Origin of the sequence: Janthinobacterium algoris (genome assembly GCF_051380935.1) — a bacterium.
Classification (GTDB): domain Bacteria; phylum Pseudomonadota; class Gammaproteobacteria; order Burkholderiales; family Burkholderiaceae_D; genus Janthinobacterium.
The window spans coordinates 392,962-412,111 of the sequence record NZ_JBNYXZ010000004.1; the positions used below are offsets into that span (position 1 = coordinate 392,962).

At 62.5% G+C, this 19,150-nt stretch carries 17 protein-coding genes and 1 pseudogene; 7 read left to right on the forward strand and 11 right to left on the reverse strand.

Annotation, left to right across the window (positions count from 1 at the left end):
• Positions 1-3: 3 nt before the first annotated feature.
• Together egtB and egtD are read right to left on the reverse strand one after the other, a co-directional pair.
• Positions 4-1,248 carry an ergothioneine biosynthesis protein EgtB gene (gene egtB / locus ACQ4W7_RS08635; protein ID WP_436529803.1) on the reverse strand — a complete coding sequence of 415 codons (1,245 nt, stop codon included), beginning with the start codon at positions 1,246-1,248 and terminating at the stop codon, positions 4-6.
• 10 nt (positions 1,249-1,258) lie between these two features.
• Positions 1,259-2,251, reverse strand: a complete 993-nt coding sequence (gene egtD, locus ACQ4W7_RS08640; protein WP_436529805.1) for an L-histidine N(alpha)-methyltransferase — start codon at positions 2,249-2,251, stop codon at positions 1,259-1,261.
• A gap of 320 nt (positions 2,252-2,571) precedes the next feature.
• On the opposite strand from egtD, the gene ACQ4W7_RS08645 reads away from it, so the two are divergent.
• The 3 genes from ACQ4W7_RS08645 (at position 2,572) to ACQ4W7_RS08655 (ending at position 4,298) form a co-directional block, all read left to right on the forward strand.
• The gene (locus ACQ4W7_RS08645; protein WP_436529807.1) at positions 2,572-3,264 is read left to right on the forward strand and encodes an ABC transporter ATP-binding protein; all 693 of its coding nucleotides are present in this window, start codon (positions 2,572-2,574) and stop codon (positions 3,262-3,264) included.
• A 179-nt stretch (positions 3,265-3,443) separates the two neighbouring features.
• Positions 3,444-3,731 (forward strand): hypothetical protein, encoded by a 288-nt coding sequence (locus ACQ4W7_RS08650; RefSeq protein WP_034786045.1) that lies wholly within the window; start codon positions 3,444-3,446, stop codon positions 3,729-3,731.
• Between the two features lie 276 nt (positions 3,732-4,007).
• Positions 4,008-4,298, forward strand: a complete 291-nt coding sequence (locus tag ACQ4W7_RS08655; protein WP_436529809.1) for a hypothetical protein — start codon at positions 4,008-4,010, stop codon at positions 4,296-4,298.
• 126 nt (positions 4,299-4,424) lie between these two features.
• Here ACQ4W7_RS08655 and ACQ4W7_RS08660 read toward each other — a convergent pair whose 3' ends face one another.
• Positions 4,425-5,186 carry a GNAT family N-acetyltransferase gene (locus ACQ4W7_RS08660; RefSeq protein ID WP_426073072.1) on the reverse strand — a complete coding sequence of 254 codons (762 nt, stop codon included), beginning with the start codon at positions 5,184-5,186 and terminating at the stop codon, positions 4,425-4,427.
• Between the two features lie 174 nt (positions 5,187-5,360).
• Between ACQ4W7_RS08660 and ACQ4W7_RS08665 the strand changes: the two are divergent.
• Positions 5,361-5,741: pseudogene (locus ACQ4W7_RS08665) on the forward strand (CbbBc protein); the annotation flags it as partial.
• Positions 5,742-5,988: 247 nt separating this feature from the next.
• Complete coding sequence (locus ACQ4W7_RS08670; RefSeq protein WP_436529811.1) at positions 5,989-6,147, forward strand: hypothetical protein; 159 nt, start codon at positions 5,989-5,991, stop codon at positions 6,145-6,147.
• 72 nt (positions 6,148-6,219) lie between these two features.
• Here ACQ4W7_RS08670 and fdhD read toward each other — a convergent pair whose 3' ends face one another.
• From fdhD to ACQ4W7_RS08700, 6 genes are all read right to left on the reverse strand, one after another.
• Complete coding sequence (gene fdhD, locus ACQ4W7_RS08675; protein ID WP_436529813.1) at positions 6,220-7,038, reverse strand: formate dehydrogenase accessory sulfurtransferase FdhD; 819 nt, start codon at positions 7,036-7,038, stop codon at positions 6,220-6,222.
• 80 nt (positions 7,039-7,118) lie between these two features.
• Positions 7,119-7,796, reverse strand: coding sequence for a hypothetical protein (locus ACQ4W7_RS08680; RefSeq protein ID WP_436529815.1), 678 nt, complete (start codon positions 7,794-7,796; stop codon positions 7,119-7,121).
• 93 nt (positions 7,797-7,889) lie between these two features.
• Positions 7,890-9,347 carry a Ppx/GppA phosphatase family protein gene (locus tag ACQ4W7_RS08685; protein WP_436529817.1) on the reverse strand — a complete coding sequence of 486 codons (1,458 nt, stop codon included), beginning with the start codon at positions 9,345-9,347 and terminating at the stop codon, positions 7,890-7,892.
• Positions 9,348-9,513: 166 nt separating this feature from the next.
• Positions 9,514-10,596 (reverse strand): calcium:cation antiporter, encoded by a 1,083-nt coding sequence (locus ACQ4W7_RS08690; RefSeq protein ID WP_071077959.1) that lies wholly within the window; start codon positions 10,594-10,596, stop codon positions 9,514-9,516.
• 630 nt (positions 10,597-11,226) lie between these two features.
• Complete coding sequence (locus ACQ4W7_RS08695; RefSeq protein WP_426073077.1) at positions 11,227-12,378, reverse strand: GGDEF domain-containing protein; 1,152 nt, start codon at positions 12,376-12,378, stop codon at positions 11,227-11,229.
• A 37-nt stretch (positions 12,379-12,415) separates the two neighbouring features.
• Positions 12,416-12,691 (reverse strand): hypothetical protein, encoded by a 276-nt coding sequence (locus ACQ4W7_RS08700; RefSeq protein ID WP_426073078.1) that lies wholly within the window; start codon positions 12,689-12,691, stop codon positions 12,416-12,418.
• A gap of 152 nt (positions 12,692-12,843) precedes the next feature.
• Between ACQ4W7_RS08700 and ACQ4W7_RS08705 the strand changes: the two genes are divergently transcribed.
• Positions 12,844-13,614: a spermine/spermidine synthase domain-containing protein gene (locus tag ACQ4W7_RS08705; RefSeq protein WP_436529820.1), complete on the forward strand. Its 771-nt coding sequence runs from the start codon at positions 12,844-12,846 to the stop codon at positions 13,612-13,614.
• A gap of 154 nt (positions 13,615-13,768) precedes the next feature.
• Positions 13,769-16,642 carry a bifunctional diguanylate cyclase/phosphodiesterase gene (locus ACQ4W7_RS08710; RefSeq protein WP_436529822.1) on the forward strand — a complete coding sequence of 958 codons (2,874 nt, stop codon included), beginning with the start codon at positions 13,769-13,771 and terminating at the stop codon, positions 16,640-16,642.
• A 15-nt stretch (positions 16,643-16,657) separates the two neighbouring features.
• Here the strand turns inward: ACQ4W7_RS08710 and ACQ4W7_RS08715 are convergent, their stop codons facing one another.
• Positions 16,658-17,740, reverse strand: a complete 1,083-nt coding sequence (locus ACQ4W7_RS08715) for a hypothetical protein (RefSeq protein WP_436529824.1) — start codon at positions 17,738-17,740, stop codon at positions 16,658-16,660.
• A gap of 316 nt (positions 17,741-18,056) precedes the next feature.
• Positions 18,057-18,938, reverse strand: coding sequence for a LysR substrate-binding domain-containing protein (locus ACQ4W7_RS08720; protein WP_436529826.1), 882 nt, complete (start codon positions 18,936-18,938; stop codon positions 18,057-18,059).
• Positions 18,939-19,150: the final 212 nt, after the last annotated feature.

Here is a 19,150-nt window from a genome sequence, read left to right on the forward strand (position 1 = left end):
TATTTACGTCACCTGGCGCGCCAGGCGGATGCCGGAAAACTGCCAGCGCGCACCGGCCGGGAAGAAATTGCGGTAGCTGGCGCGCGCATGGCCGGCCGGCGTGGCGCACGACGCACCGCGCAACACATACTGATTCAGCATGAACTTGCCGTTGTACTCGCCCAGCGCCCCGGGCGCCGTGCGGTAGCCGGGATACGGCGCGTAGCTGCTGCTGGTCCACTGCCAGCAGTGGCCAAACATTTGCCGCAAGCCTGCACGCAAGGTGGCCGGGGCTGGATGCAGTTGCCCGACTTGCACTTCGATGCCTTGCGCCGCCACTTCCCACTCCGCTTCTGTCGGCAGACGCGCGCCAGCCCAGTTCGCATAAGCATCCGCCTCGAATAGCGACAAATGCGTGGCCGGCGCTTGGACGTCTAGCGGGCGCAGTCCAAACAAGGTGAATTCCTGCCAGCGCCCCGCCTCGTCGCGCTGCCAGTACAGCGGACATTCCAGCTGCTGGCTGCGCACCCAGTCCCAGCCTTCGGCCAGCCACCAATGCGCCGTGCGGTAGCCGCCCGCCTCGATGAAGGCCAGATACTCGCCATTCGTCACCAGCGCACTGGCCAGTTCGAACGGCGCCACGTATTGCGGATGGCGCGGCAATTCATTGTCGAAGCAAAAACCGTCGCCCGCATGGCCGATCTGCGCCAGGCCTCCGTCGAAAACGAGCCAGGCCGTGGGCTGTGCAGCTTGCTGCGCTGGCGGCGCCGCGCTGTCCAGCGCACTGTCCATGTAAGCTGGAAACAGGGCGCTCTGCGCCAGCAAGTGTTTCACGTCCGTCAACAGCAATTCCTGGTGCTGCTGCTCGTGTTCGAGGCCCAGCGCCAGCAGCATGGTCAGCCGTTCGCGCTCGGCACGCGCCAGCTCGCCCGCCAGCAGGCGGGCGATGCGCGCATCGACGTTGGCCCGGTAGGCGCGCACCTGCGCCATGCCGGGGCGCGTCAGCAAGCCCCGCTGGGCGCGCGGATGCTTCTCGCCCACGCCGTTGTAGTACGAGTTAAACAATACGCGGAAGGCGGGGTGGAATGGCGTGAACGCCGCTTCCATGTTTTCCAAGATAAACGTTTCAAAAAACCAGGTGGTATGCGCCAAATGCCATTTCACGGGGCTGGCGTCCGGCATCGATTGGGCGCCGCAATCCTCGTCGGACAGCGGTTCGGCCAGCCACAGCGAGTGCTGGCGCACCTTATTGTAATGATCGATCAACATCTCTTCCTTCTTAATCCCGGATCACTCTGGCGTAAATGACGGCAAACCACTGCTGCGGGTCTGTCCAGACTTGCACGGTGGAAAATCCCGCCTGCTCTAGCAAGCCGACAAAACTTGCGCGCGTGTATTTATAGCTGTCTTCTGTATGGATGCGTTCGCCTTTCGCGAAACGCCGCTGGCCACCTTTCCAATGGACAACTTGCTCGCTGCGCGCTTCCAGGTGCATTTCGACGCGGCGCTCGTCGGCATTGAAAAAGCCATGGTGCTGCCAGGCGCGCACGTCGAAGTCCGCGCCGATCAGCCCGTTCACGTGGCGCAACATGTTCAGGTTGAAGGCGGCCGTGACGCCCAGCGCATCGTCATAAGCCGCGTCGAGGATGGCGTCGTCCTTGATCAGGTCAACGCCGATCAGCAGGCCGCCATCGCCGTCCGCATTGGCGCGCAGGCGGCGCAGGAAGGCGGTCGCTTGCTCAGGAGCGAAATTGCCAATCGACGAGCCGGGATAGAAGAACAATCGCCGCGCCTCGCGCACGCTGTCGGGCAAGTCCAGGCGGCTGGAGAAATCCAGGCCCAGGCCCGTCATCTCGATGTGCGGAAAGCGCTGCTGCAGCCGGCTCAGCGATTCACTGAGGAAATCATAGGAAATATCCACGGCCACATACTGGACTGGATGCAGCAGGGGGAACAGGCTGGCGGCCTTGGCGCAATTGCCTGCCCCCAGGTCGATCAGGGTGCTGCCCGGCCCCACGGCGTGCGCGATCTCGGCGCCGTGACGGGCAAAGATGGCGGCCTCGGTGCGCGTCGGATAGTACTCGGGCAAGGCGCAAATGGCTTCGAACAGCTTCGAGCCCAGCGCGTCGTACAGGTACTTGGGCGAGGTCCATGCCTCGCGCGCCAGCAGGCCGCTGCTGATCTCGACTATCGTGGCAGGTGTGGCGCTGGCCACTCGGACGTTGCTGGCGGGAGACAAATCTGACTGCTGTTGCGCGAGTGGCATGGTCATGGGCTGGCGTCGTCTATCAAGGTTCACAAAAGGCTTGCTGGGCTGGTACCTGGCATGCGCGCGCTGCCTGCTGCCGCGCAGGGCATGGAAGACGCCATTGCCGATGATTTTTTCCCATCATAGCGGAATCCGCACAAGCCAGCCGTGCGACAGGTAACGCAAGATCAAACTAGCAGTGTGCACATAAAATTGGTATTGCCAAGCAAAAAGGATAAGCCTGTCGTATACTACACGTTGCCGGCCAAACAATCCGCGCCCCTTAGCAGTTCCCAGGCCCCCCTCTCCCCCGCGTGCCTCCCTTTACGATAGCCGTTAACACCATGCTCGAATTGCGCCATCTGTCAAAGTCCTATGCCCATGCCCGTCCCGTGCTGGCTAACATTTCCTGCCGCTTCAAGGCGGGGGAATTCATCGCCATCATGGGTGACTCGGGCGTTGGCAAGTCGACCTTGCTGAACCTGATCGCCGGCCTCGATACGCCCGATGCGGGTGCCGAAGCGCACCCTATCCTGGTGGACGGCATTGCCATGTCCAGCCTCGATGACGCCGCCGCCACCCGGCTGCGTCGCGCCCGCATGGGCTTTATATTCCAGGCCTTCCACGTCTTGCCACACCTGACCCTGCTGCAAAACGTGGCCCTGCCGCTGCTGCTCAACGGACTTCCCCAGGAGCGTGCCTCCAGCATGCTCGAAGCGGTCGGCCTGGGCGGACGCGGCGGCGACTTTCCGCAACAACTGTCCGGCGGCGAAATGCAGCGCGTGGCCATTGCCCGCGCGCTCGTGCACAAGCCGGCGCTGGTATTGGCCGATGAGCCTACCGGCAACCTCGATCCCGATACGGCGCACAGCATCCTGCAATTGCTGCGCGCCGAAATCAAGGCCAACGGCAGTTGCGCGATCATGGTCACGCATTCGCTGGCCGCCGCCGAAATGGCGGACAGAACCATGATCCTGACGAAAAACGGCTTACAAAATACAACAATCGTCAACCGAATTAATCAAACAAACAGTTAATTTAACTAACTATCTGTCACAAGTTTTGTTATCGTAGTATTATTGAAAACACTTGCATGGTTATCAATGTTTTAATGCGAATGTTGTTACGTCACCCGGACAGCCTTACTGCGATGACGAACTTTAGCCGGGACCGCAGTGTGTGGTCTCGTCCCTTGCATAACCTGAAGGAGGAGTAAATGAACGTTCGGCAAAAGAAGCTGGAAATGATTGAAGCGATGAACCGGGCGCGGGCGCTCGAACCATCGAGTTTTGTGCCCAACAAGCTGCTCGATACCCTGATCGAGAAGATGAACCTGAAAAATGATGCGGAACTGTGCCGTGTTCTGGAAGTACAGCCTCCCATCATCAGCAAGATTCGTCACGGCAAACTGTCGGTCGGTGCAACGATTTTATTGCGCATGCATGAAAAATCGGACATCACCATCCGCGAACTGAAGGAACTGTCCGCCACGCCAGTCCACTGATACATCCGCTGTTGTAATGCCCTGCCAGGCACCCAGGTTCCCGGCGCCATGAACTTTTGCCATACAATTCGCGTAGTTCGCTCACCGCACAACATCCGAGCACGATAGCGAAGAGACCCAGCCCAAACCATGCTGACCGTTTCTCAGCCCTCCCGCTCCCGCGCTACCCCTCCCTGCTTTCACTTCGCATTGCTCCCGCCAGCCAGCATTTCCACTCAAACTTGATCTGACACAACACGCACAGTACGCGCAGGCATCAAGGTCAGCTTTTAAGCAGTGATCTCAACCCCATATCCAGCGACCCACGCGCTGTCGGGCGCGCGCGGTATCGGCAGCAGCCGCATCGCACTCGATATCGGTCCGGCCGACGTGGTGCAACTGCTGCTGTGCGACGGCAGTTCGCTGCTGGCGCGCGTCATTGCCGCCGCTGCGGCCATCGAGCAAATCATGGCCGAGACGCGCTACCAGGGCAGCTTCACGTTCGAGCGGCGCATCCGCCACAGCCCCAAGTGGCCGGCCCCGGCATCGCCCATACGGGCCTGGTGCTGGGACCGAAGACGCGGCTGACGGCGCCGCTGCACTTCCTGCTGGAACTGCTGCCGCCCGACAGCGCGGAGAGCGGCTTGCGCAGCGCCGTGCAAGCGCTGGCCAGCCAGCTGCAGGCGTCACTGCCCGGCATGAATCTTGATTGCCTTAGCCAGGCACCACTCCGTAATGGCGCGCATAGCGCTCATCCAGATTCGCAAGCGGCATCATCATGAACATGTCGGCGCTTTCGAAATCAGGGTCCCAGGCCGGTTCGCCGCAAATCCAGGCGCCCGAACGCAGATAACCCTTGATCAGCGGCGGCACCTGCGGCTTGTGCGCCGCTTCCACCTGGTGGATGGGGAAAGGCAGGTGCGGCGTGACGCGGTATTCGGCCGGCGCCATGTGCTTTTCCGCCAGCGCCTGGTACACGGCGACAGCGTTATGCCCGCCATCGGCCAGGCTGATGCTGGCGCAGCCGACCAGGTAGTCGCAGCGCTCGCGGCGCATGTACTCGGCCAGGCCCGACCACAGCAGCATGATCACGCTGCCGCCCCGGTATTTCGGGTGGATGCAGGCGCGGCCCGCTTCGACCATGCGTCCGCGCAGGTTCTTCAGGCGGCTCAGGTCGAACTCGTTTTCGGAATACAGGCGGCCGATCTTGGCCGCCTTGGCCGCGCTCAGCACGCGGTAGGTGCCCACCACTTTCAGGGTATCGGCATCGCGCACGATCAGATGATCGCAATGCGCGTCGAATTCATCGCTGTCGAGGCCATCGGCATTGGCCAGCGACGTCAGGCCCATGGTCTCGATAAACACCTTGTAACGCAAACGCTGGACTTCGCGCAATTCCACCGCTGTCGTGGCCTGGCTCAGCACCAGTTGGACCGGCCGGGCCTTGGCTTCGTTTGACGTGCTTATGTTTTGCATGGTTTCATCCCCTGTGATCAAGACGACTCCAGCGTACTTGTCTAATATGTCAGGAAAATGACAGTCGAATGTCATTTCCATGACGCAAGTCAATGTCATTCGGGGATCGTGCATAATTACCACACTCGCCCGGCAGGAAAACCGGATGGAAGACCAGGACGCCCCCCCCCCCACATCACGCCCTATACCAAGCCGGCCGCCGGCTGGGATGCCTTGAAACACGTGGCCATCAGCCTGCGCCAGGAACGGGTGGCGCCCGGCAATCTGAAAGCCCTGCTGGCGCAAAACCAGCCGGACGGCTTCGACTGCCCCGGCTGCGCCTGGCCAGACCGCAACCACGCTTCCACGTTTGCGTTTTGCAAAAACGGCACCAAGGCCGTCGCCGCGGAAGCGACCAGCCGCCGCACCGGTGCGGACCTGTTTGCCAACACCACCGTAACGCAACTGCTGGAACAGTCCGACTATGCGCTGGAACAGCACGGCCGGCTGACCGAACCGAACCGAACCGAACCGATGGTCTACGACGCAGGCAGCGACCGCTATGTGCCCATCGCAGGGGGCGGCGCGGCGCAAGGCGTGACGGTGGAAGACTCGATGCGCATGGTGCATATCTCGTACGGTCGCAATACACCCGCTTCGCCGCAAATGCGCTCGGAAGTGGCCGGCATGGCCGAAGCGACGGTCGGCTGCGCCCTGGTGGACTGGCGCGCGTATGCTGACGACTACGCGCGCATCCGCGACGACATCGAAAAGGTGTTTGACGATTTTTAGGACTACAACGTCGCGCCATGGGGAACGCCTGATGGTCTTGATGAGTACGCGCTCGCACGACCAGTACAACACCACCATTTACGGCATGGATGACCGCTACCGCGGGGTGTACGGCACGCGCAAGGTCGTCTTCGCCAACAAGGAAGATATCGCCATGTGGGCTTTGCCGATGGCGAGCTGGCAGATATGATCAGCGCCTGGGACGATGGCGTGGCGCACCGACGTCGAAATCCGTCCCCGTACCGCTGGAACCCAGCGGAACTTAAAGCGCGATGCCGGGAGTGTAGTCGACGAAAGCATCCTGGCGGCAAAAGCCCACCAGCTTCATGCCCGCCTGCGTGGCGATGGAAATGGCCAGCGAACTGGGGGCGGAAATGGTCACCAGCAAGGGAATCTGCATGCGCGCCGCCTTGCGCGCCAGCTCGTAGCTGCCGCGGCTGGACAAGAAGACGAAGCCGCGCCGCATGTCGGTGCCTCTCAGTGCGAGGTGGCCAATCAGTTTATCCAGGCCGTTATGCCGCCCGATATCCTCGAACACGTGCACGATATCGCCGTCGGGCGTGCACCACGCGGCCGCATGCACGCCGCCCGTTGCCTGCATCAGCGCCTGGTGTTCGCGCAAGCCGCTCGACGCGCGCGCCAGCGCGGCGGGCAAGTCGACCTGAATCAGGGACGGCGGCAGCGCTTCGGGTTGCAAGTCGAGCATGTCGATGCTGTCGATGCCGCACACGCCGCAGCCGCTGCGGCCCGTGAGCGCGCGGCGCCGGTCCTTCAGGCGCACGAAATCCTCCTGCGCAATGGTCAGTGCCACTTCGGCGGAACCGGCGCGCAGGAAGACTTCACAGTCGAAGATGGCGCCGGCAGAAGCGACCACGCCTTCCGTCAGCGCGAAACCATAGGCAAACGCTTGCAGATCACGCGGGGTAGCCATCATGACGACGTGGGAAATGCCATTGAAGACCAGCGCGACGGGGATTTCTTCGGCGACGTGGTCGATGGCGGCAGTGGAGTCGCCCGCGTGGTGGCGGACGATGGCGCGCTCGACAAAGCCGGCGCGATCAATACTGATTTCTTCTGACATGGCAACCATGGGGGAACTATCACAGGCCCCATGGTAAACCAGAATGGGCAAGCGGGGGGGTGGCCCCTCCGCTCGCGCCATCAATCCTTCTTCGGACGGCCCGTTTTCAGCTGCGGCAAGCCGGCCAGCACGTTTTGCAGGGTCGCCAGATCGATCTGGCTGATCAGCGCCACGCCGATGCGCAGCAATTCGCTTTTCTTGATCTCGAAACCGGCCTTCAGGCAAGCTTTCTTGACCTGGCCCAAAACTTCATACTCCGCTTCCGGCATGGTGAAGCTGTCGCGCACCAGTTTCGGCTTGCGGGCTTTTTCCTTGACGGCGGCAACCTTGGCGGCCGGCGCTTTTTTTGCGGCGGCCGGCTTGGCAGCGGCTTTGGCTACCGGTTTGACGGCGGCTTTCACTGCCGGCTTGGCGACGGCCTTGGCGGCTGGTTTCGCAGCAACCTTGGCCGCCGGTTTGGCAACGGCTTTCACCTCCGCCTTGGCAGCCGGCTTGGCAGCGGCTTTGGCGACTGGTTTGGCCACGACGGCCTTGGTCGCCAGCTTGGCAGCGACAGGCTTTGCTGCTACCGGCTTCGCTGCGGCGGGCTTGGCGGCCACTGGCTTGGCGGCGGCTTTTGCCACCGGCTTGGCGGCCGGTTTTACGGCAGGCTTGGCGGCCGGTGCGGCCTTGGCCGCTGCCGCATTGATCGAGGCGCTGGTGGGGAACATCGATACGGTCGCGCTGTCGGCTTTTTTCACTGGAACGGTTTTGGTCATGGATTATCCAATCTAATAAATAATATAAACAATATATACTCTTTTTTGAAAACTTGCTTGCTGCACATCAAGCCATGCGAACGGCATGGCCTCCTAGGCGCTGGCACGGATGGTGAAATCGACCCCGACCTCATCCCAGAATTCCTGTTCCTTCTCGATCCAGAACGACACGGTGGGATGGTGCGCCACCCAGCCGCGTTTGATGTCGAGTTCGATGCGGCTCTTCATGCGCAGGCGCAGTTCGCTGAAATCGGCTTCGATGCGCGCATGCATGAGCAGAATCGACAGGCGCAGCGCCAGCACGGCCTTGGCAAAATCAGGGTCGGACAGCACTTCGCCGATCTTGCGCAAATTGCCCTTCTGCGCCAAGATCAGCCGGCTCATGGTCTTCTGTTCGCGCGTGGTAAAACCGGGCAAGTCCGCGTTTTCCACGATGTAGGATGCGTGCTTGTGGTAGCCCGTCTGCGACACGGCCAGCCCCACTTCGTGCAGCAGGCTGCTCCAGCGCAGGCATTTCACCAGGGCATCGGACGTGGGCTTGAGCTGCGCGTACATGGTCAGTGCCTGTTCGGCCACCCGGCCGGCGCGCTGCTGGTCGATATGGAATTTCTCCATGCAGCCCTGCACCGACTGTTCACGGCGGTCGCGCTTGGTCGAACGCAGATACAAATCCCACATCACGCCCATGCGCAAGCCTGCCTCGATCGGCGTCATGACGGGAATGGCCAGTTCGCGGAACAGGCCGATCAAGATGGCCAGGCCGCCGACAATGGTGCTGGCGCGGTCTGGGCGCAAGCCGGGCATGTCGATGCGGCTGGTGTGACCCAGCTCGATGAAGCGCCGCGCCAGCGCATCGAGGCTGGCGCTGGTGAGCAAGCCATCACCCAGCTTGTTGCGGGCGATGATGTCGGCGATCGTGCGGATGGTGCCGGAAGAGCCGTAGGCCGTCTTCCAGTGCTGCGGATGGTAGGGCGGCGCGGCATCTTCGAAATGGCTGCGCGCCGACAGGATGGCCGCCTCGAACGACGGCGCGTCGATGCGCCCGCCGATGAAGAACGACAGGCTTTGCTTGACGGTGCCCAGGCTGAAGGATTCGACGCGTTCGATATCGTTGCCGCGCCCCAGTATCAGTTCGGTCGAACCGCCGCCGATATCCATCACCAGCCGACGTTCGCCGGGAATGGCCAGCGCATTGGCCACGCCCATGTAAATCAAACGCCCCTCTTCCTCACCCGAGATGATCTCGATCGGATGGCCGATGGCTTGCTCGGCCAGCGGCAGGAAGACGGCGCCGTTGCGCGCCACCCGCATGGCCGACGTGGCCACCACGCGCACGGCATCGAGTTCGAAGCCGGCGAGGATGGCGCGAAAGCGCTGCAAGCAGGCCAGCGCCCCCTGCATGGCCGCCTCTGTCAGGTCGCCATTGGCATCGAGGCCGGCGGCCAGGCGTATCGGGTCGCGCACGCTCTTGACCACGCGTATGGTGTCGCCATCATGCTTGCCGACGTGTAAACGAAAACTGTTGGACCCCAGGTCCACCGCTGCATACATACTGGCCTCTTGTCTTGTCTTTGCTGTACCAAGCGCCAAAAAATTGGCAAACTCAATTGGTAAATTATATAAATCATTTAAACGATTTAAAAATCCTACCACACTACCCTCATCGTATGACAGCGGCGTGACAGGATTGTGACAAGAAGTCGTACGGCGACGACGCTTAGGGCACGATGGTAGTGAACAGATAAACAGCAAAAATCACCAGGTGCACGGTACCCTGCATCACCGTGGTGCGGCCCGTACCCAGCGACAGTGTGGCCACCATCAGCGACAACAACAGCAGCACTGTCGACTTGATATCGAGTCCCAGGGTAATGGTCAGGCCCGTGGCCAGCGATACCACCACCACGGCGGGAATCGTCAGGCCGATGCTGGCCAGTGCGGAGCCGAGTGCCAGATTCAGACTCGTTTGCAAACGGTTGGCGCGCGCGGCGCGCACGGCGGCCAGGCCTTCGGGCAGCAGCACGATGGCGGCGATGACGATGCCGACCAATGTCTTTGGCGCGCCCATGGCGGCAATCGCCGTCTCCAGCGCGGGCGCCAGCGACTTGGCCAGCAGCACCACGGCGCCCAGGCACACCAGCAGCGCGCCGGCGCTGACCCAGGCGACGGTGGGCGTCGGCGGCGCAGCATGCACCTCCTCATCGCCGACGGCTTCCTTGGGCAGGAAGTAGTCGCGGTGGCGCACCGTCTGCACCAGCACAAAAGTGCCGTACAGGACCAGCGAGATGACGGCGATGAAAATGAGCTGGCTGGAGTTGTAATAGGGTCCGGCGGCGCTGGACGTATAATTTGGCAGCACCAGCGTCAGGATGGCGATGGCCGCCAGGGTGGCCAGCGACGCACTCACGCCCAGCAGGCCGAAAGTCTGCTCGCGGTGGCGCCCGGCGCCCAGCAGCAGGCAGATGCCGACGATGCCGTTCAAAATGATCATGATGGCGGCAAACACCGTGTCGCGCGCCAGTCCCGTCGTTTCCGGTCCGCCGGCCAGCATCAGCGAGACGATCAGCGCCACCTCGATCAGGGTCACGGCCAGCGCCAGCACCAGGGTGCCATACGGTTCGCCGATGCGGTGCGCCACCACTTCCGCGTGGTACACGGCGGCCAGCACGCTGCCGATCAGGCCCGCCACCAGCAGGATCTGGTAGGCGCCGCCGACATTGAAGGTGGAACCGAACAGGAACAGCCAACCGGCAAGGGGGGCGGCAAGCGGCCATACAGGCAGGGATTTAAGCATTTTCATTATGGGCCTGGCAAGAGTAAAAAAAGGGGAACTGCGGTGCGGACGGCAAAGGGGAGCCCAGCGTGCGCGCCATAGCATAACTTGCTTAGCTTAAATGAAAGTTAGGCAATGCACACGTCCGGCTGCCGGCGCCCCGCGTCTCGACTACCTTGCTGCAGTGCACCTGCTTGCTATCGGTAACTATAGTCCCTTTGGTAACATGCCGTTGCAATTTCCTTGTTTTTTTGCTTCCGGCTGCCGTCATAATGCAAGGCCGCCCTCCCGGCACCGATCAAGGACAGACCATGATTTCAGTAAACAGTGCCGCCATGCGTACGTTCATCTTCGCGGGCAGCTTGCTGTGCGCCGCCGCACATGCGGACACACCGCCAGCGCCCACAGCGCAGCTTGATGCAAACTGGGCCACCCCGCCTGCGCCTGCCGCCGCACCAAGGTGGCAAGACAGCCTGCCGCCTGCGCCACCGGTGGCGCCACGCGAAGAAAAGATCCTGCCCAGGAGTGAATGGTTGAACGTGGAGCCGATGAAGGCGCCTGACAGGCGCTGCGATCCCGGGCCTCGACGCCTTATTCTTGAGCAAGGAATGCGGCAAGGAACCCAGCTGGCTGGGGTCGCCCAAGAAGTAAGCCGATTTAAATATCCAAGGTGCTGGCGCCCTGCGCCTCGACCACCCTGTTGCGGCCCGCCTGCTTGGCCGCCTGCAGCGCCTCGTCGGCCCGCTTGAACAGGCTGACAGTGCTGTCTTCGGCGCGGATGGTGGTCACGCCCAGGCTGGCCGTCAGTTGCAGCACGGCGCGCTCCGTCTTGACGGGCAGCACTTCGACGGCAGCGCGGATGCGCTCGGCCACCATCAGCGCATCGGCCAGGGTCGTGCGCGGCAGCTGGATGGCGAATTCGGCGCCCCCCAGGCGACCCATCAGGTCGCTGTCGCGCAGTTGCTGACGGCACGTGTCGACGATGGTTTTCAGTACCGCGTCGCCCACCGGATGGCCATAGCTGTCGTTGACGCGCTTGAAATGGTCGATATTGAGTACCACCAGCGCCGTCGGCAAGCCGGGCCGGCGCGCCAGCGCCATCCACGGCGCCAGCGCCTGGTAAAAACCGCGCCGGTTCGGCACGCCCGTGGCCGCATCGAGCACTTCCAGGCGCGCCAGTTCGCCGCCCAGTTTTTCACGCGACAGCAGCAGGTAGCCGAAGGCGTTCGTCAGCATCATCAGGTACAGGGCGCCAAAACCGGCCAGTTGCAGCAGCTCGGCATCAAAAGCGGGGACGGCGGCGGCGAGCACGCCGCGCGCGGCGATCAGCAGCGACAGCAGGCCCATGCTGACGACGAGGAAACGGCGCAGCATGCTCGCCTCGCGCCATTTCAGGCACAGCGCGGCCACGCCGGCGAGGAAGAAGCCGGCCACGATCAGCGAACCGCCGGCGCTGCGCAACAGGGGCGCCACGTCGAACAGATAGCAGGCGGCAAACAGCGCCACCGACAGTCCCAGCGCCGGCAATACATAGCGGCGCCAGCCGCTGCGCCCGGCCGCCTGCCACAGCGCGCCCGCGTCGAGCGCCATGCCGGCAAACAGCAGGCTGTTACCGAGCAAGATGGAGAGGAAATCAGGCAGCACGCCGCGGAAATACAGCAAGCACCAGGCCACGGCCTGGCACTGCTTGGCTACCGCCCAGGTAGACATGCTGAGCGACTTCTTGCGCTCGTACTCGAAGAAGAACAGGGCCGCGCACAGGCTCAGGTTGCCGAGTGCCAGGGCCAGTACCAGGGTCTTGATATCCATGGGCTACACTATCGATGCGCAGGCGCGGCGCGCCAGATCAGATTTCGTGTTCGACATTGCTGCTGCCGTCGCCGACCTTGCTGGCCCACGCCTGCACGAAATACTGCTTTTCCACTTCGCTGGGCGCCTCATGCCAAAACACGATGAGGGTGCCCTTGTGATCGTGGATCTGCGCTACTTTTTCAATGAATCCGACATTGTCGGCCTGGTCGGCCAGCGCCGCCGCGTAACCGTACACGCGCGTCAGCCGCTCGATGCGGTCAGGCTCGGTAAAACTGTTCGTCGCCGTAATGATGGGGTGATCCAAAAACATGCTTGTCTCCATGGTGCCCGACTGCGCGGCCGTGCCGCCGCGCGCCATTACACATGCTCGGCGCGGATTAATCGGGTATGCTCACGGGAGCTTATCAGATTTCTCTGAATGCAACAAAGCATCTCCCCCTGTCCACTCAGCGAAGTCGTCCTATGTCGGATAGCAAATTACCTGCCGTGCGCGCGCCCCAGGTGCATACCTGCGGCGACCGGCGTCGCCTGGAATTCCAACCAGGCATGATCCAGAGCGAAATGCTGCTGTCGCGCCCCGATCATCTGCTGCTGCGCTATGCGCGCGCCATGATGTGCTTCACCCTGTTCGTGCCGCGTCCCCGGCACATCCTGATGGTGGGACTGGGCGGCGGCTCGCTGCTGAAGTTCTGCCACCGCTACCTGCCCGAGGCGCGCATCACGGTGCTGGAATTGCGCGCCGACGTGATCGCCCTGCGCGAGCAGTTCATGCTGCCGCCCGACGACGCGCGCCTGCGCATCATCGAAACGGACGCGGTCAGCTATATCCGCCAGCATCCGGGCTGCGCCGACGTGCTGCTGCTTGATGGCTACGATGAAACGGGCCTGCCGCCCGCACTGGGCAGCGCGCGCTTCTATGCGGACTGCCTGCGCGCCCTGCTGCCCGGCGGCGTGCTGGTGGCCAACCTGTTCAGTTATGACGAGCACTACCCCGCCATGCTGGCGCGCCTGCTGCTCACCTTCCGCGGCGCCGTGTGCCACTTCGATGGCATCGCCGGCAACAACCGCATCGTCTTCGCCGCCAGGCCAGACAAGCGCGGGGCGGGCCGAGCACTGCGCATCGTGCGCCTGGTGCGCTGGCGGCGGGTGTGCGGCCTGGCGTTCCTGAACCGCGTGCTGCCCGCATGGCAGTTGTGGCGGGTGCGTCAGCAGTCAGGCGCGGGCAGGGGCTGAAAGTCGTCTTCCCCGGCCATGGATGTTGTTGCTTATTAGTAGTAATTTGGTACAAAATCAGCATGATGGATGTGGTTTATGACAAACTACTGCCTGCGCGGGGCCGGCAGGCGCCGCCGAATTCAAGTATTCATGAAGTGAGATAGGAAAAAACATGCTGCGTGGCCGCCTGCCATTGTCGATCTCTGCCGCGGCCGCGCTGACCTTTACCTGCGGCGTCAGCATCACCGCCGTGCTCTTCGCCGCCATCAGCCAGCTCGAGTACGACAAGATGAGTCTGAGCCTGCAGCAGCGCGCCGGCGCGCGCGTGGCCGCCATCGAGCAGGGACTCGACGATGCGGTCGAGGTGCTGACCACGACCAACCAGCTGTTTGCTGCCGTCATGCCCGTCACGCGCGAGCAGTTCCACGACTTCACCACGCCGCTGCTGCAGCGCCACCCTTTCATCCAGGCCTTCAATTTTCACCGCCTCGTGCCGCATGCGCAGCGCGCCGCATTCGAGGCCGAACTGCGGCGCATCGTGCCCGATTACGCCATGACGGAAATGCGCGACGGCGTCGTTGTGCCCGCGACAACGCGCGCCAGCTACCTGGTGGTGGACTACCTTGAACCCTTGCAGGGTAACCGCCCTGCCTTCGGCTTGAACGTCAGCCCGAACGGCTTGCTGGCGCGCGCGCTGGAACAAGCCATCATCAGCGGCCAGACCACCGCCACCGGCTTGCTGGCCCTGGCGCAGGGACCGCAGCAGGGCTTCGTCATCCTGCGCCCCGTGTACCGCCACGGCATGCCGCTGCAAACGGTGCAGCAGCGACGCGCGGCGCTGATTGGCGATACGGCGGCCATCATCCGCGCCGGAGAACTGGTGCAGAAAATCCTCGCCGGCGCCGACCTGCTGGGCGACCCGCAGCTTGAACTCAGCGTCTACGCGGACGCTGGCGCCGACCCGCGCCAGATGATCTTTCGGCATGGCCAGGCACCTGCCGACGAAGCGGGCGGCGCCTGGGAATCGCTGCCACGCTGGCTGCAGTTTGCTTATCACAGCCATTATGACCGGGCATTTTCATCCGCCGGCCGGCCCTGGCATGTGCGCGTGGTGGCCCATCCGCGCCCCTTCCTGGCCGAGCACCTGGGTTCATTGTTCACCCTGATCACGGGCTTGCTGTTCAGCATGCTGACGGCCGCCTTCGTGCAGTCGCTGACGCAGCGCTCGCGCCGCGTGCAGCTGCTGGTGGAACAGCGCACGGCCGACCTCAAGCGCAGCAATGAGCTGCTCAGCGCCGACGTGCGGGCACGCCAGCGCACGGAACGCGCCTTACAGGAAAGCGAGAAACGTTTCCGCCGCCTGCTGGCACTGTCCTCGGACTGGTACTGGGAACAGGATGCCAACTTCTGCTTCACCCACATCACCAGCGGTTTTACGGACAAGTCGAACATGCCGCTGGAACGCTTCATCGGCATGACGCGCTGGGAAAACAACCCGGAGATGCGCAATTCGCGCTGGGGCAAGCAGCATATCGCCAACCTGGCAGCGCACCTGCCCTTTTCCAACCTCGAATATGCGATGAAAGACCGCGATGGCCAGCTGCGCTGGTTCAGCATCAACGGCGAACCGCTATTCAACGAGCTGGGCGAATTTCGCGGCTACCGGGGCACGGGGTCCGAAATCACGGAACGCAAGCTGGCCGAGCAGAAAATCCAGCACATCGCCCACCACGACGTGCTGACGGGCTTGCCCAACCGCGCCCTGCTGCGCGACCGCCTGGCGCAAGCGATGGCCCTGTCGCGCCGCAAGAACCGCGCGCTGTGGGTGCTGTTGATCGACCTCGACCGCTTCAAGTTCGTCAATGACAGCCTGGGCCACAAGGCCGGCGACCTGCTATTGAAAACCATTGCCGCGCGCCTGCAGGCCAGCCTGCGCGAAAGCGACACAGTGGCGCGCCTGTCCGGCGATGAATTCGTCGCTATCCTGTGCGAACAGGCCGACGAAGTGCTCAGCGGCGCCATCGTGCAGCGCCTGATGGATGCGGTGGCCCAGCCGGTATTGCTCGACGGCAAGGAATTCTTTGTCACCTGTAGCATCGGCGTGGCCGTCTACGACATGTCGCGCTACGACGCCCCCGGCGACGCGACTTTGAATGGCGAGACGCAGAACCTGATCGAACAGGCCGACATCGCCATGTACTGCGCCAAGAAACAGGGCCGCAACAACATCAAGTTCTACACGACGGCCATGAACCAGGCCACCCTGGAGCGCCTGCGCATCGAGACCGCGCTACGCAACGCGCTGGAGCGCGGGCAGTTCGTGCTGCATTACCAGCCGCAGCTGGACTTGGCCAGCGGGCGCATCGTCGGCGTGGAAGCGCTGCTGCGCTGGCAACACCCGGACCTGGGCATGGTAGCCCCGCAGCGCTTCATCGCGCTGGCAGAAGATACGGGTTTGATCGTGCCGATCGGCGCCTGGGTCATGCGCCAGGCATGCGCGCAGATGCAGGCCTGGCATGCGGCCGGGCTGGGCCAGCTACGCCTGGCCGTGAACCTGTCGGCGCGCCAGTTCAACGAGCCGAACCTGGTCGCCTCGATCGCCGAAGTGCTGCTTGAAACGGGCCTGCCGCCCGCCTGCCTGGAACTGGAACTGACGGAAAGCCTGTTCATGCACGACGTGGCGCTGGCCGTCAGCCAGCTGCACGACATGAAGGCACTGGGGGTGCAGCTGTCGATCGACGACTTCGGCACCGGCTATTCCAGCTTCGCCTACCTGCGCACCTTCCCCATCGACGTGCTGAAGATCGACCGCAGTTTCGTGGGCGACGTGGCGCGCGACGCGGACGATGCCGCCATCGTCGTCTCCATCATCGCCCTGGCGCACAATTTGAAGCTGCGCGTGGTGGCCGAAGGTGTGGAAACGGTGGAACAGCTGGACTACCTGCGCCAGCACGGCTGCGACGAAGCGCAAGGCTTTTATTTCAGCCACCCGCTGCCCGCGCACGAGGTAGAGCTGCTGCTGAGCAGCTCGCACGCGACCGCATAAGGTCAGGCCGGCTTGCTATTTCTTGTAACTGAGCGTAAACCTGAACGGCACTACCATCGCGCAGGGCTGGCCTGCGCAACGGCCCGGTGTAAACCGGAGATGCATGAACATGGCCGCCGCCAGTTTGCCGGACTCACTGTCCGGGCTTTTCAGCAGGGTGACATTCTGCGCCACGCCCTGTTCATCGACACCGACATTGACGTGCAACTCGCCGATAGCGTCCTTGTACGAGATCAGGCTTTGCATGGCCCGCGATATTTCCAGTATGCCCTTCTCCGGATACGGCGGTGCATCGTCATCCTGCAAGACCGCGTAGTCTCTTTTCACGAGCTGCTGCTGCTCCGGCGTCAACTGGGCGTATGACTTTTCCGGGGGCACCACAAAACCACCAGAGGCAGTGCCACGAATGTTCGAGCCAATCGTCGCATTTTGTTCCTTGATGGTGTACATATTAGGTGCCACGGGCAATTCCGGCTGCGCCTTCAGGTGGAAGCTACCATTGAAACGCCCCTTCAACACGAGTCCGTTGGGATACAAGATCGCACCGTCACCAACCGGTCGGCCTTCGCGCCATTGCCCACGATAGGCGCCACCCATAAAAAATGTCATGGTGCCGTGGCCTCCGGGACCATCCTGCCAGCCTCCCTCATACTGATCGTCGCCCGGAGAGCCGAACTTGACATTGCCCACTGGCTTGTCCTGCTCGAAATTGCCTTCCAGTTTTTCCCCGCCCTTAAAGATTACCACGGCAGGGCCCTGCAGCATGCCATCCCGGTAGTTCCCTTCATGCAAGCTGCCGTCCGCCCACTGTGAAATGCCTGCGCCTTCTGGCACGCCCTTGCTCAGCGCTCCTTCATAACGTTCCGTTGCCTTGCCGTCCTTGCTCCACTGCAAAGCACCAGGTCCGCTGGCATAGCCATCGTTGCAAGCCCCAGTCCAGTAAGCTATGTGCCCGGTCACCCGCGCATGCTCGGCAACGCGGCAGTCCGCTTTGCCGCATAGGTGATGCTGGCGGCACCGGCGCTGGTCATGTATAACAAGGCGATCAGGGCAAAATGTTTGTGCATATTTTTTTTGCAATGTTTTAAGTTGCGACATGCTAACATGGCTTACACAATAGCAAATACACACTTTCTCACGCGAGGCACTACGGTTTTATTGCAGGCATTCCTGGCGCTAGCGGCCTCACCACGGTCTCGAACTCATCCCAGCCGACATGCAGTCCTGACTCGGCGAGAAACGTCGCAACATCCAGCATGCTGTCGGCCGTGATCCGCGTCTCCGGATGCTTCCATAGCGCACACACTCCTTGCAGACGATCACCTGCTGCTCCGTTTTGCGGATGGTGCATGCCGCAGATCGCCATACTCGCCGCAAGTGGGACACTGCATGCCGGTCTCCATCATGACCGGACCTACAGCTTTTGCTGCAGGAATTCGAGGAAGCAGCTGATGCGCTGCGCCAGTTGCGTATTGCGGTAATACACAGCGTGGATCTGCTGGCGGTAGCCCGTGTAGAACGGCTGCAGCACCTTCACCAGGCGCCCGGCCGCGATGTCGTCCCTCGTCATGAAGTCGGACAGGCAGACGATGCCCTGGTCATGCAGCGCCAACTGGCGCAAGGTTTCGCCGCTGGAAGCGGCCAGCGCAGGCACGATCTGCAGGCTGTTGCCGGCATCGTGGCGCAGCGGCCAGTGATTGCCCAGTTCATATTGCGCAAAACCCAGCAGCGCATGGCCGGACAGCTCTTCCGGCGTATTTGGTACGCCGTGGCGCGCCAGGTAGGCGGGCGTGGCCAGCACGTGCAAAGGACTGGCACTCAGCGGGCGCGCATGCAGGGTCGAGTCGACCAGGGCACCGATGCGGATGGCGATATCGGTGCGGTGCTCGAGCAGGTCGGCGATCTGGTCGTTGCTGGTCAGTTCCAGGCGGATGTCCGGGTACATGGCGCGAAACTCGGCCACGTGGGGCACCACGCAATGCAGCATGAAGGGCGAGGCGGCGTCCACGGACAAACGCCCGGCCGGCTTCTGGCGGCGGATGCGGATCGATTCCTCCACATCCTCCATCGAGGCGAGGATGGCGCGCGCCTTGTCCAGGAACAGCTGCCCCTCTTCCGTCAGCTCCATGCGCCTTGTGGTGCGCGTCAAGAGCGAGGTGGCCAGCTTGTCTTCCAGGCGCGACAGGGCGCGGCTAACGCCCGAGGTAGTTTGTCCCAGGTGCACGGCAGCCGCGCTCAGGGTGCCGCTGTCGATGACGGTGACGAAGATTTTCAGGTCGTCCGAATTGATATCCATTGCTGCCTTAATATTGCCGCATTGTTGCGCGATTTTCACATATCACGCCATTATAATGGAATCACGGCAACAGTGATGGCAACACACTACGTCAGGCAGGGCGATTGCATGAAGCATCAAGTCGGTAAGCCCAAGACCTTGGCAAGATAGTCGGCACTCCAGCCAGCTTTTAAGCGTTTGGTAGCGATGCCGACCTTGGTCGACTTTTCATT